The 13,114-nt window shown below is 50.8% G+C and carries 10 protein-coding genes; 6 read left to right on the top strand and 4 right to left on the bottom strand.

The genetic code is table 11. From position 1 onward, the window contains the following. Positions 1 to 36: 36 nt before the first annotated feature. Positions 37 to 1,641 (bottom strand): malate synthase A, encoded by a 1,605-nt coding sequence (gene aceB, locus AGRI_RS15580; protein WP_008985829.1) that lies wholly within the window; start codon positions 1,639 to 1,641, stop codon positions 37 to 39. 202 nt (positions 1,642 to 1,843) lie between these two features. Between aceB and AGRI_RS15575 the strand changes: the two genes are divergently transcribed. Both AGRI_RS15575 and AGRI_RS15570 read left to right on the top strand, forming a co-directional pair. Next, positions 1,844 to 2,503 carry a DUF2726 domain-containing protein gene (locus tag AGRI_RS15575; RefSeq protein ID WP_008985828.1) on the top strand — a complete coding sequence of 220 codons (660 nt, stop codon included), beginning with the start codon at positions 1,844 to 1,846 and terminating at the stop codon, positions 2,501 to 2,503. Between the two features lie 157 nt (positions 2,504 to 2,660). Next, positions 2,661 to 2,855: a hypothetical protein gene (locus tag AGRI_RS15570; protein WP_008985827.1), complete on the top strand. Its 195-nt coding sequence runs from the start codon at positions 2,661 to 2,663 to the stop codon at positions 2,853 to 2,855. Positions 2,856 to 2,907: 52 nt separating this feature from the next. Here AGRI_RS15570 and AGRI_RS15565 read toward each other — a convergent pair whose 3' ends face one another. The 3 genes from AGRI_RS15565 to AGRI_RS15555 all read right to left on the bottom strand — a co-directional run bounded on the left by AGRI_RS15565 (position 2,908) and on the right by AGRI_RS15555 (position 5,565). Beyond that, positions 2,908 to 4,464 carry a methyl-accepting chemotaxis protein gene (locus AGRI_RS15565; protein ID WP_008985826.1) on the bottom strand — a complete coding sequence of 519 codons (1,557 nt, stop codon included), beginning with the start codon at positions 4,462 to 4,464 and terminating at the stop codon, positions 2,908 to 2,910. A gap of 72 nt (positions 4,465 to 4,536) precedes the next feature. Then, on the bottom strand, positions 4,537 to 4,881 hold the full coding sequence (locus AGRI_RS15560) for a HopJ type III effector protein (protein WP_008985825.1): 345 nt from the start codon (positions 4,879 to 4,881) through the stop codon (positions 4,537 to 4,539). A 147-nt stretch (positions 4,882 to 5,028) separates the two neighbouring features. Further along, entirely contained in the window at positions 5,029 to 5,565 is a 537-nt protein-coding gene (locus AGRI_RS15555) for a membrane protein (protein ID WP_008985824.1), read from the bottom strand. Between the two features lie 197 nt (positions 5,566 to 5,762). Between AGRI_RS15555 and AGRI_RS15550 the strand changes: the two genes are divergently transcribed. The 4 genes from AGRI_RS15550 to AGRI_RS15535 all read left to right on the top strand — a co-directional run bounded on the left by AGRI_RS15550 (position 5,763) and on the right by AGRI_RS15535 (position 13,037). Beyond that, positions 5,763 to 6,635, top strand: a complete 873-nt coding sequence (locus AGRI_RS15550; RefSeq protein WP_008985823.1) for a pirin family protein — start codon at positions 5,763 to 5,765, stop codon at positions 6,633 to 6,635. 118 nt (positions 6,636 to 6,753) lie between these two features. Then, positions 6,754 to 7,464, top strand: coding sequence for a 5'-methylthioadenosine/S-adenosylhomocysteine nucleosidase (gene mtnN / locus AGRI_RS15545; RefSeq protein WP_008985822.1), 711 nt, complete (start codon positions 6,754 to 6,756; stop codon positions 7,462 to 7,464). A 6-nt stretch (positions 7,465 to 7,470) separates the two neighbouring features. Further along, positions 7,471 to 8,409 (top strand): cobalamin biosynthesis protein CobD/CbiB, encoded by a 939-nt coding sequence (locus AGRI_RS15540; protein ID WP_008985821.1) that lies wholly within the window; start codon positions 7,471 to 7,473, stop codon positions 8,407 to 8,409. Positions 8,410 to 8,522: 113 nt separating this feature from the next. Further along, entirely contained in the window at positions 8,523 to 13,037 is a 4,515-nt protein-coding gene (locus AGRI_RS15535) for an EAL domain-containing protein (RefSeq protein ID WP_008985820.1), read from the top strand. The last annotated feature ends 77 nt before the right edge of the window (positions 13,038 to 13,114 follow it).

Here is a 13,114-nt window from a genome sequence, read left to right as displayed (position 1 = left end):
CGCCTTGCACATCAGGTTTTTTCAGGTCTTGTTACATCAATCCAGCAGTTGATAAGCTGGCAGGGTCAGGAAGTCCACCAGTTCATCTGCTGTGGTAATGTCCAGCAATAAGGCTTTGGCGCGCTCAAAATTCTGGCTATGCCAGACCTCGGCGCCGACCTCGGCGAACACTACTTCGGCTTCTTGCTCCAGTAAGGTAGCAAAAAATGCTTTGGTGACCAGCTGACCATTACTCAGCTGCTTACCATGTTTGATCCACTGCCAGATCGAGGTTCTGGAAATCTCCGCCGTCGCAGCATCCTCCATCAAACCATAGATCGGCACACAACCCTTGCCGCTGATCCAGGCGGCAAGATATTGCAGCGCCACACGGATATTGGTGCGCATCCCCTGCTCGGTGCGTTCACCATCACAAGGCGCCAATAACTCAGCGGCTGTGACTGGCGCATCCTGCTCGCGTAGCACATGCAGTTGATTGGTTTTGCCGCCAGTTAACACCTGGTCAAAAACTGCATTGGCGGTAGCAGCCAGCCCCGGATGAGCAACCCAGGTACCGTCATGGCCATTACTGGCTTCCAGCGTTTTATCGGCTGTCACACGCTCTAAAATCGCAGCATTAGCCGCCGGATCCTTAGCCGGAATAAAGGCTGCCATACCGCCCATCGCCAGCGCACCGCGCTTATGACAGGTTTTGATCAGCAGTCGCGAGTAAGCACTTAAAAACGGCTTATTCATGGTCACGACCTGCCGATCTGGTAATACCCGATCCGGATGGTTATTTAAGGTCTTGATGTAGCTAAAAATGTAATCCCAACGCCCACAGTTCAGTGCGGCGATATGGTCTTTCATCATATACAGGATCTCGTCCATCTCGAATACGGCTGGCAAGGTTTCGATCAGGATAGTGGCGCGGATGGTACCAGTCGCCACAGCGAACTTACGCTCGGTAAAATGGAAGATATCATCCCACCATTTCGCTTCCAGATGGCTTTGTAATTTCGGCAGGTAATAGTACACGCCAGTACCTTTCGCCAGGCGGGTCTGATAGTTATGGTAAAAATACAGCGCAAAATCCAAAATGCTGCCCGGAATTTGCTCACCATCCAGCTCAATATGCTTTTCCCATAAGTGCAAACCGCGGACCCGGGCAATTAACAACGCCGGCTTGTCTTTTAACGCATAGTGTTTACCTCTTTGTGGATCGGTATAGCTGATAGTGCCAAGGTTAGCATCGCGCAGGTTGATCTGACCTTCAATCACACCATCCCAGCTCGGCGTTTGCGAGTCCTCAAAGTCCGCCATAAAGACTTTGACATCGGCATTCAGGGCGTTGATGATCATCTTGCGATCGACCGGACCGGTAATTTCCACCCGGCGATCCAGCAAATCGGCTGGTAGAGGCGCGACCTGCCAGGCGCCGTCGCGGATGGCTTGGGTCTCAGGCAGAAAATCAGGTAAGGCACCGGCATCAAATTGCGCCTGCCGCTCTGCCCGAGCTGCTAACAGGGCTTTTAACCGGGGCCGGAATAGCTGTACCAGCTCGCTGACAAATTGACAGGCCGGTTCAGTCAGGATTTGCTGATAGGCATCGCTGATCGGCGCTTTAATGGTTAAACCGCCACGGGTAATCGCTGTTGTCATGTTGCTGCCTCTGTACTGTTTCAGATGAAGTTACTATAAGCCGGATTTCTTCATAAAAGCCATTAATGGCGACTATGACAAGCATTCTTACAGAAAATATCAAAATAGCGGAAGCAACCATAATTGTGGCACAGCTTATGCTTAGAAATTACTACCTTAGTGGTCTTGTCAATTTTTCGTCGGAGGATGCATGGAATTTGTCATGCTGTTATTAGTTTTGCTGGTGGTGCTGGTTGCCCTGGTCGCCAGCCGTTTTATTGACAATAGCAACCCCTTTCAGGTTGCGCCCAAAGCGGCCTTATTTAGCCCGGTTGAACGTTCATTTTTAAGCTTACTAGAGAAAGCCGTAGCATCCGATTACAAAATTATTAACCGGGTCAAACTGGCTGATGTGTTAGATGTGCGGGATAGCGCAACAGAGAAAGCCAGACGCAGTATCCTGCTCAAGCTGAATGCCAAATATCTGGACTTTTTGCTTTGTGAGCCTGAAACGATGAAAGCCATAGCCGTAATCGATTTAGTCAATGCCAAACACCGCGAAGGGCATAAAGCTGTGCCGGACTGGTTCGTCAGTGGTGCCCTGGAGACAGCCGGCATTCCTTATCTGCGAATTGCGATTAAAGCCGGCTATACTGTGACGGATTTACAAGCAGCGCTGGCGGCTAAGTTAGGTAAGCCAGCACCAAAAGCCGAACCGATGTTAAAAGGCTTAGTGAAAAAAGGCCCGACCCGGCCGATTCGTTCGCTAAAGCCACAACTAAGCAAAACAACAATGCCAGCGCCGGTTAACCGTTTGCCAACTCCGGCCTTGTCTCACTCCCAAATCAGAGCGCAATCGACCGCACTGATCCAGGCTTCTTAACGCACAGGAGAAATGAGTCACTCCGCGCTAAGATCGAATGCCGCCTGCTGCAACAGGCGGCATTCACCCTTTCCTGAAAGCTTAAATAGTGTTTTTTCGCTAAAGTTATTGTCGCTGAGGCCGATAAGCTGATGACGTGTTGCTAACAGGAGGAAAAATGAGTCAATCCGTTGGCGCTCTGGCGTCTGCCCAGGCTTTCGAAGTATTGGGCGCTGTTATGGCCAAGAAACAACAGAATCAGCAAGCACAAATGACCAACATGTTGGTACAAAGTGCTATGCAAACTGTAGAGCAAACCTCAGCGGCACAGCCGGTGGGGAATATTGGCCAGAACATTAATATCACGGTGTAATCACCGGCTGGTGTCGGCAGCAATAGCTCAGGTTATTGCTGCCGCCCTTTTGTTATTGCCGTTTAAATCTTACGACTAACTCATGCAGCTCATGTGCAATACGTTGCATTTGTTGGGTAGTTGCTGCCGATGCATCGGCTTGATGCAAACTTTGCGTCGATAAATCCGCAATATTGACCACCTGCTGATTTACACTTTCAGCAACATGGGCTTGCTGCTCTACCGCCGTCGCCATCTGTAACGCCATTTGCGTAATAGCTTCCACCGCTTCCGATATACCGTTTAACATCTCGGCAGTTTGCCGCACTTGTTGCAAACCGCTTTCGGCGCCCTCTGTCCCCGCCGCCGCCACTTTAACCGCATGCTGTGCCCGACTTCCCAGCTCGTGGATAATCGTATGAATTTCTTTAGTAGAACCTTGAGTGCGTTGAGCTAAGTTACGCACTTCATCCGCTACTACGGCAAAGCCGCGGCCTTGCTCTCCTGCGCGTGCCGCTTCAATAGCGGCATTTAGTGCCAACAAATTGGTTTGCTCGGCAATTTGTTCAATCATCTGCGCTACCGTGGCTATTTTCTGTGTTTGCTCAGACACCTCTGTTACCGAATTCGCGATCTCGGCAACCGTTTGCCGCAACGCCTCGATCGCTTTTCGGGTCGTCCGAGCGGCATCCCGCCCCAATACGGCCAGTTCGTTAGCGTGCTCTGCCCGGCCCGCCGTTTCCTGCACATGGCCAGAGACTTCATTAATAGTGGTGGTCATTTGATGCATCGCGGCGGCGGTTTGATCTGTTTCTTGCTGCTGCAGATGAATTTTTTGCCGGCTGGCATTCGCTTGCTGCTGCCCCAGCTCTGCTTGCTGAGAAACGGCTTTAGCTGCATCTTCAATCCGTGTTAATACTGCGCCAAGATGCGCTTCCGAACTCATAATACTGACTTTCAACGCCCCGAGATCCAGCTCATCATCAGTAAAGGTTAACACCGCCAATTCATGTTTAAAGGCATTCTTCAATAAGACTTCTAAACTATGCAGCGTACTTTTGCGGCTAAAGTGGGCTAGTACGATCTGGCTGATTAATAGTAGTAACAACAACGCACAGAGAGCGCTCGGGGGCAGCAGCCAGTAACCCAGCACCAGAGCCAGTGCGGCAAGCAGTAAAAAGGCTTTTTCAGCATTAAAGTGCCAGTGACGGCTGGTATATTTGCCGGCGTTAATGGCTTGGTAAAGCTTATCGGCCCGTTCCACATTTTGCCGGCTGGGGCAGGAACGAACCGATTCATAACCAATTACCTTGCCATGTTCAGTTACCGGCGTGACATAGGCATCAACCCAATAATAATCGCCATTTTTACTGCGATTTTTTACCAACCCCATCCACGGACGCCCCGCCTTCAAGTGCTCCCACATAATCTTATATGCCAGCGGCGGCATATCCGGGTGCCGCACGATATTATGGGGTTGACCGATCAGCTCATCACGGGTGAAGCCACTGATCTTCACAAAATCATCATTGCAATGCTGAATAATGCCGCGTAAATCGGTGGTAGAGATTAATTTAACATCGGGGCTAAAGGTGCGTTCTTGCTGGGTAACGGGTTGGTTAATACGCATAGGCTTCCTGCTTGCTACTGAGTCTTATTTCAGCTTAGCAAGCAGTTAACACTTCGCCACTCAGATTAAAAATTAATTATTTTTCAGGTGCAGTGCTGCAGCGTTAAACTTTACCCCGTCCCAGCCACTGCGCTGGAAATTGCGGATATTCTGATGATCGGTGCCGCTGGGCGTATCCATCACCTGGCGATAGTACTCGCCGAAAAGTTGCAGTGTTTGGGCTTCTGATAACTGATGTAATTGGGCAAAAGCCAGAATTTTGCAGGAACCGGTATTTTCACCTGCCTGGTTTTGCAGTTCACCATTTTGAAATGCTACCGGCGTAAAATCGTAGTGCTGATCAATGACAGCGATAGTTTGCGCAAAGCTCAGGCTATCCGGCTCGGTACTTATTTGAATAAAAAAATCATCCAGCATTAACAAACCCCCAACATGAGTGGCAGAATGCGTATCTTAGAAGCCTGAGCGAGCAACTGCAATGCCTTGCCGCAACTGTTGTTGAATAAAAATGTAACAAAAACTGACGCCTAACTGGGGCGAGCGTCAGTTTTGCGTTGCAAGGGTCTAAAACTGGTAAGAAACACCAAAGCGGAATTCGTTCTTCGTGTCGCCACTGTTTAACGCCAAACTACTACGCACTGCCCAATCCGGACTGAGATAGAAAGCGATACCACCAGCCAGACTGCTATAATTATCAGCAATCGTATGATAGCTTGCTTCCGTAAACAGTTCGGCTTGCGGGCTTAACGCATGCTTAACACCGGCACCAAAATAGGCGCCCGTTTCATCAGCATCGCCCGAGTATGAATCCAGGCCCGCTAACAGGTAGGTTTGGCTTTGTGGCGAAAAGTCGAGCTTAAAGCCCGTTAAATAGCGGACTCCTACATCGATCACGTTAAAATCGAAACGTCCCACCGATTGCCGGCTATAATCCGCCCGCAACACCCAGGCCGGCGCAATTTGCACCGAGCCCTCAATATAAGGACCATCGCCGGCAGCATCAGTATAGCCTGCGCCAATATAGTTCCAACGAATATCTGCGGTCGCCGGTAAGCTCGCAACCGTCAGTGCTGTGGCGACGGCGATCAGTAATTTATTCATAATCTTACTCCTTGTTCAACGCAGCTGGCCTGCTGCAACTCGCGGCACAAGTTTAAACCCGATGGCTGAACCAACTCTGAATCATGCCAGCTCGCCCTAATATTCGATAAAATTGAACTTATCAGGCCAAGTTTTGCGCTTATCATTCGAATCAATATCGGTTTAAATAACAAGACTGACCTAGACCGGAGTATGCCATGCGTAAAATTAAACAACTTATTGCCGCCGCGACGGTATCTGACGGTGCCGGCGTAAAGATTAAACGTAGCTTGGGTCAAAGCCAGCAACTGCGGCTTGATCCTTTTTTGATGCTGGACTGTTTCGGCTCTGAACAAGCAAATGACTATATCGCCGGTTTTCCGGCCCACCCGCATCGTGGTTTTGAAACGGTGACTTATATGTTGGATGGCCATATGCTGCATGAGGATCATCTGGGTAACAAAGGTCACCTGAAAAGTGGCGGCGTACAGTGGATGACGGCAGGGCGCGGTATTATTCACTCCGAAATGCCACAACAGGAATCCGGCCTGATGCGCGGTTTTCAACTTTGGCTAAACTTGCCAGCGGCAGAGAAAATGAAAGAGGCCGCCTATGTCGATATCGCACCCGAACAGATCCCTGTGGCAGAGCTTGCCCCAGGCATCAGCGCAAAAGTTATCGCCGGCGTGTTACAACAAGCAGCGCAGCAATGGGCTGGCCCTATTCAGGGGTTAAGCACTGCGCCACTGTATTTCGATTTAACGCTGGAAGCCGGTAAAAGCCTGAGCATTCCGGTACCCGACGGACATAATGCGTTACTTTATCCCTTCGCCGGAGAGATTAGCGTAGCGGGCAGCAAGGTAAAAGAACATCACGCCGCTATATTGGAAACCAGTGGTACAGTTGAGTTAACCGCTATTACTGCCAGCCGGGTGCTCTTGCTCGCTGCTAAACCCATCGGCGAGCCGGTAGTACAATACGGTCCCTTTGTGATGAATACGGTTGGCGAAATCGAACAGGCAATCCGCGATTATCAGACCGGGCGTTTAACCTCAGGTAAAGCCGCTGAAACCATTCAGCTACATCAGTAAAATTCTTGCTACCGGGGTCGAAAGGCCCCGTTTTTTTGTGCCTGCCAGCTGGCTTCAGCTCGCATCGGCGCCCTGTTTGGGTATACAATGCGGCTTTTCAATCGAACTGGATTTACTGATGCAATTAATCGGTATTATCGGAGCAATGGAACCAGAAGTTGCTCTTTTAAAACAACAAATCAGCAATGGCCGCACTGAACAGCTGGGCGGTTATACCTTCTTGCTGGGCGAACTGGCTGGGAAACAGGTTGTGCTGGTGCAATCAGGCATTGGTAAAGTTGCTGCGGCCGTGGCAACGACTCTGATGATTTGTCAATTTAAACCAGACTGCATCATCAATACCGGCTCTGCCGGCGGTTTCGATCCGGAACTGAGTGTCGGTGATGTGGTAATCAGTACTGAGGTCAGACACCACGACGTTGACGTCACCGCCTTTGGTTATGAAATGGGCCAGGTACCACAAATGCCTCCCGCCTTTCTCGCTCATCCGGCTTTGGTAAGAGCAGCCGAGCAAAGTATCGCTGCGCTGGGATTTTGTAAAACCAAGAAAGGCTTAATCGCAACCGGCGACAGCTTTATGTGTGATCCGGAGCGGATTGCCAAAACCCGCAGCCAATTTCCGGCCATGCTGGCCGTAGAAATGGAGGGTGCCGCTATTGCGCAAAGCTGCTATATGTTGCACACGCCTTTTGTGGTGATCCGCAGTCTTAGCGACATCGCCGGCAAAGAATCACCAGAATCCTTTGAGGCTTACCTGGAGGTGGCATCACGTAACAGCTCTGCGATGGTGCAAGAGTTGCTGACAGCCATTGGCGATTTGACTCTGTAAGCCGCGATGGCAGAATATCTGCTATATCCCGCGGCTTTGGCACTGGCTTCGTTAGTCACAGGTTTATTGCTGCCCTGGCCTTTGGCATATCATCCGCTGAGTTTCTTTGCGGCATTTTGTCGTAAACTGGCGCTGAAGGTTCACCCGGACCTCAGCCGCCCAGCCAAGCAACAAAGACTATCCGGTTTACTGGCCTTACTGTTGGTACTGGCACTGCCATTGTGCTGCTGGTACGGGCTTTACCTGATGTCTGCCTGGCCACTGTTACTGGATGCGATTGTGATCCTGTGCTGTTTCAGCTGGCCAGCCTGTCGCAAGCTGGCACAAAAAGTCAGCCATAGCCTGCATAAACAACAATTAAGTCTGGCACGCAGTCAGGCACAGTTAGTGTTGCTGCGCGATACTCAGGCATTGTCTGCGATGGGGCTGGCTAAGGCCTTGCTAGAGTCGTTAGCCATGCGGTTTCAGCAGCAATTCACCTCGATCATCTTCTGGTATCTGCTGGCTGGCGCGCCAGGGGTATTGGTTTGCCGGTTGAGCCAGGTTGCCAGCCAGCAATGGTCAACAAAACTGCCGCCTAACCAGCATTTTGGTCAGGCGGCTGCGCGCTTAGCCGCCTTTTTTAATGCTCCGGCTTATTTGCTTGGTGCGGCCTTGTTCTGGCTGCAAGGGCTACGCCGGGCAACAGCAGCCACGATTCGAGCCGATGGCGAGCCTTTTAACTATGCCAAGCATCAGTTATTACGATGGCTAAGTCATACCCTGAGAGTCAGCCTCGGAGGGCCGGCACAATACGGTCACGGTACCGTACGTCGTCACCGCATACAGCAGCATTATGAACCAACAGCCGCAGATGTTAGCCGCCTACTGCAGTTGCTCGACTACCAGCTCTATATCCAGCTGTTTCTGCTGGCCGGGCTGACTTTACTCATCACTTCTATCTGAGCCGCCTAACAGCAGACTGGACAAAACACGCCCGGCCGGTATATGTTGCAATACCTTATAACAAGGTGTAGCACCAACGATAAAAGCTAAGCTACCAGTCATAGGATCGTGCAGTGGTAAAATTGTTCGTCATCTTGCTATTACTGTGCTGTAGCCCCTTTACGCTGCAGGCGCAGACAACGTTATTGCCGCTGACGCCTGAGCAAGGTTTGTCGCACCGTACCGTTAAAGATTTATTAGTCGATCGGCACGGCTTTTTATGGATCGCGACCGCCGGAGGTATCAATCGCTTCGATGGCAATAAACTCACTGAGCTGCATGCGCAAACGCATCGCCTGTCTGAAATTGCCTTTAATGATATTTTAGAAGACTCGCTGGGCCGACTCTGGCTAAGTGCCGATCATACCGGGCTCTACCTTTACAATGCCGAGGCCGGCACCTTCGAATTATTTGTTGCCGCACCACGTGAGCCCGGCCATCCGGTTGAATCGACTATTTTGACCTTGATTGAACAGGATCCCGATCATCTGCTGTTTGTCGTCAATCAAGCTATCTATCGGCTTAAGATCAGCGATAAAAATCTGACAAAAATTTTCGACTTAGAGACGCTGGGCTACCCTGCGGGCTGGATCCGGCATTTAATGTTGCAGCAGCAACAGCTGTTTATCGCAGCTTTTAACGGCGTTATTCACCTCGATCTTAACAGCGGTGTGCACCAGTATCTGCCGCATTTGCCAGCCGAGATCACAGCACCGAGCGCAGAACAACAGCATACTAAGAATTTACTGCTGACAGAGACACATCTGTATGTCGGCACCGTCAGTGGTTTATATGCGATCGAACGTCAGGCTTTGCAACGCTTCCTGCAGCATGGCACGCCCTACCAGGCACACACCGTTTTTGCTGAGCGCAATATCTGGCAACTACGCCAACTGCTAGACGAACTCTATATCGCCACCGATCAGGGACTCTATCGCTACCAAGCCGGGATGCAAGCACCCCAACTGATCTTGTGCTTTAGTACCAGTAATCAGACGGTCAGCGACAATACTATTATTGATGTGGCAACCGATAATAATGGCGGCTTCTGGCTGGGCAATCGCAGTGACGGGGCTTATTACTGGCATCCACAAACCGAGGCTTTCGCCAGCTGGTCGAACCGTAATGGCTATGCTTTGAGTCATGACAGTGTAAATAGCCTGCTCAGTACGGCCAACACACTGTGGCTGGGAACTGAGAACGGTTTAAACCAATTGCATCCGGATACCGGCACAGTCATCCCTTTGTTGGCGAACCCAAACCCAACACAAAATTTGCGTCAGGGCAGAGTGCGCCGCGTGATAGCGCTGAACGATATCTTATGGCTGGAAACAGCCGAAGGGATCCAGGGGCTGAACAGCCGCAGCGGTGAGTTACTGCCGTTGCCGGTTGAAATACAGGATATTTTAGGTCGTGGTGCACATTCCTTAGTGCAGTTTCAACAATCGCTACTCTTTGTGCAGCGTAAGCAGCTCTACCGCTACTGGCCTGAGCAAGGTAAACTTCAGGAACTTAGCCAGCTAACCCAGACGTTACCGATGGATTTTTTTGGCGAGTTTCTTGGTAGCGCCGATAATGGCGAAAGCCTGTTGCTAAGTACCGCCGATCAACTCTGGCGTTACACGCCCGCTAGCGAGCAGGTCGAGCTGATTTATCAGCACCCGGATTATCAGCCACAGCTCAATCGGTATGCGACCGTGATGCACCTGGCACCGTCTGGCTTACTCTGGCTTGGGATTAAAGGTGCCGGCCTCTTTGCTTTCGATCCGCAAACACTGGAGCAGCGGTACCACTTATCCGTTCAGAACAAGCTACGTAGCGATGAAATTCTGGCACTGATTACTGATCCTTACGGTGATCTTTGGTTTTCCTCCCGGCAAGGGCTGGCCCGGGTCAAAATTGCTGACTTGCAAGTGGAGTATTTCAACCGGGCCGATGGCCTGGCCTTTGATGACTTTAACCCACAGGCCGTAACGCAGTTAACGGACGGCAGACTGGCCTTTGGCGGCAAGCAGGGCGTGGTATTAGTCGACACCAGCCGGCTACAGCGCACTCAACCACCGTTACGGGTGGTTATTACCGACTTTGCGGTGCTGGCAGGGGAACAACAAGAGTTACATGGTTACCTGAATGACCGGGTCTTCAACCTCAGTGCCAAAGATACCGGCCTGCGGATCAACTTCAGCGCCATGAGTTTTCATCAAAACCATAAGCTGCGCTATCGCTATTGGTTAAATGGGCAATCACAAAGCAGTTACCCGGAGCAATCGGACAGCCAGGTATTATTCCCGCAACTGTCGCCGGGCCGCTATCAGTTTAATGTGGTGGCAATCTCACCCCTTACCGGCGCGCAAAGTGAACCCGCCAGCCTGTACCTGACAATTCAGCCTCCGCTCTGGCGCAGTGTACCGGCTTTACTAATTTACACTGTTTTGAGCGCCCTGTTACTCGCCTGGTTCTTACGCCGCCGCAGGCAGCAACACGCGGTGCTGCAGCAGGCTCATCAACAGGTCAGCATTAGCGAGCAGCGGCTAAACCAGGCATTATCCTCAGTTAACAGCGGCGCCTTTGAGTGGCTGGCTAGCAGCAATACGTTGGAGTCCAGTCGTTTACCGCGGATGTTGGGCACGTCAGAGCTGATGCAACGTATTACTTATCAGCAGCATTGTTCGTTAATTCATCCGGACGATATCGCAAACTTTGAACTGCAATGGCAGAAAGTCCTGGAACAACCCGGCCAGATGTTGGATGTCACCTACCGGATGCGCCATCAGGATGGGCGCTGGCTCTGGTTCCGTGACCGCGGTCGGGTGACGGAGTTTAGTGCGGAGCAACAAGCACTGAAGTTGCTTGGCACTTACAGCAATATTACTGAAACCAAAGCCAATGAAGAGAAAGCGCGGCTATTTGGCGAAGCCTTTCAGCAGACACGGGACTGGGTGGTTATTCTGGATACCCGGCAACGCGTCCTGGCTGCTAACCAGTCCTTTTGTCAGGCTTTTGGTGGCATAGAACCCTATTTAGACAGCCCGCGGGTACATCACCTGGGGATTAGTCTGGTAAGACGCCGCTTCTACACCCAACTGCTGAAAACCATGGTCAAAGGCGATCATTGGCAAGGCGAAGAGCAAGTGATTACGCCGGATGGCCGCGAACGGCCAACGCTGATTAATGTCAGCGCCGTCGGTGAGCAAGGTGTCAGCTTTTATGTGCTGGTATTCACTGACATTACAGCACAAAAAGTGGCAGAAGATGAGCTGCGTTATCTGGCAAATTATGATGCGCTGACCGGCTTACCAAACCGCGCCTTATTAATGGACCGGATCTTACATGGTATTGAAAAAGCCAAACGGGAAAAGCGCTCGCTGGCGCTTTGCTTTATCGATCTGGATAAATTTAAGCATATCAATGATTCACTGGGGCATGACATTGGCGACCTGATGCTAAAAGAAGTAGCCAGACGCTTAAAATTGACGTTGCGGGACAGTGATACAGTAGCCCGGCTGGGTGGTGATGAGTTTGTTGTTTTACTCGAAGGCTATAAGAATAACGACAATATCAGCCATGTGGCGCGAAAGATGCTCGCCACTATTAGCGAGCCGATGCAGTTAGGCTCCGACAGCGTTGCGGTCTCGCCCAGTATCGGCATTGCGATCTATCCGGACGATGCGTTAAACGGCACCGAGTTAATGAAACACGCCGATGTCGCTATGTACCATGCTAAAGAAGCCGGCCGTAATAACTTCCAGTTCTTTATCAAAGAGATGAATGAAAAAGCTCATATGCAGCTGGCCAGAGAAACCCGCTTACGCAAGGCGATACAGCGCCAGGAGTTTATCAACTACTACCAGCCGATTATCGACAGTCGCGAACAAAGTATTGTCGGGGTCGAGGTACTATTACGCTGGCAAAGCAGCGACGGTATGATTTCCCCGGCGGAATTTATCCCGCTGGCCGAAGAGTTACGGTTGATTGTCGAGATGACGCAACAGCTGCTGGAACGCGCCCTCTACGATATGCAGCAATGGCGCAGGGCCGGCATGAACCTGTACCTGTCAGTTAACCTGACGACCCAGCATTTAGAACAACCCGCGTTAGCAGAAAGCGTGTTGGCTTTGTTAGATAAGTATCAGCTCCCGACTGTCGCCTTACGCTTTGAAATTACCGAAAGTGCGCTAATGCGTGATCAACAAAGCGCGATTCGTACTATGCAAGCATTGAGCGATGCCGGCATTAAACTGGCACTGGATGACTTTGGTACCGGATATTCGTCTTTGAAATATTTAAAAGAGTTACCGCTGGACGCCATCAAAATTGACCGTAGCTTTGTGCAGGATATTGGTATTGACCATAATGATGAGACCATTATCGATGCCATGCTGGGTATGGCAGGCAGTCTCGGCATGTATTGCGTCGCGGAAGGGGTAGAAACCGAGCAACAGCTGGCGTTTTTTAATAAACGCGACTGTTATTTAATTCAGGGATTCTTATTCAGCAAACCCTTACCGGCGGCTGAGCTGCTGGCGTTATTACAATCAGAGCAATTTGCGCCTACGTCAAACCGCGATAATGACAACTGGCAGGTATAAGTCACCGGTTGCCGCAGCCTTAAGCTTTTTGCTGACAATCGTTTTATAATAGCGGGCTCTGATCATTCCGGACTCCA

The sequence above is a fragment of the Alishewanella agri BL06 genome (assembly GCF_000272005.1).
GTDB classification, from domain to species: domain Bacteria; phylum Pseudomonadota; class Gammaproteobacteria; order Enterobacterales; family Alteromonadaceae; genus Alishewanella; species Alishewanella agri.
Note: the sequence above shows the minus strand (reverse complement) of the source record. Positions and strands in the feature narration are given on the sequence as shown.

Excerpts from the sequence above, each read along its gene's own strand:
- aceB (WP_008985829.1), bottom strand. The coding sequence starts at position 1,641 with ATGACAACAGCGATTACCCGTGGCGGTTTAACCATTAAAGCGCCGATC.
- AGRI_RS15560 (WP_008985825.1), bottom strand. The coding sequence starts at position 4,881 with ATGCTGGATGATTTTTTTATTCAAATAAGTACCGAGCCGGATAGCCTG.
- mtnN (WP_008985822.1), top strand. The coding sequence starts at position 6,754 with ATGCAATTAATCGGTATTATCGGAGCAATGGAACCAGAAGTTGCTCTT.
- AGRI_RS15565 (WP_008985826.1), bottom strand. The coding sequence starts at position 4,464 with ATGCGTATTAACCAACCCGTTACCCAGCAAGAACGCACCTTTAGCCCC.
- AGRI_RS15555 (WP_008985824.1), bottom strand. The coding sequence starts at position 5,565 with ATGAATAAATTACTGATCGCCGTCGCCACAGCACTGACGGTTGCGAGC.
- AGRI_RS15575 (WP_008985828.1), top strand. The coding sequence starts at position 1,844 with ATGCTGTTATTAGTTTTGCTGGTGGTGCTGGTTGCCCTGGTCGCCAGC.
- AGRI_RS15570 (WP_008985827.1), top strand. The coding sequence starts at position 2,661 with ATGAGTCAATCCGTTGGCGCTCTGGCGTCTGCCCAGGCTTTCGAAGTA.
- AGRI_RS15550 (WP_008985823.1), top strand. The coding sequence starts at position 5,763 with ATGCGTAAAATTAAACAACTTATTGCCGCCGCGACGGTATCTGACGGT.
- AGRI_RS15540 (WP_008985821.1), top strand. The coding sequence starts at position 7,471 with ATGGCAGAATATCTGCTATATCCCGCGGCTTTGGCACTGGCTTCGTTA.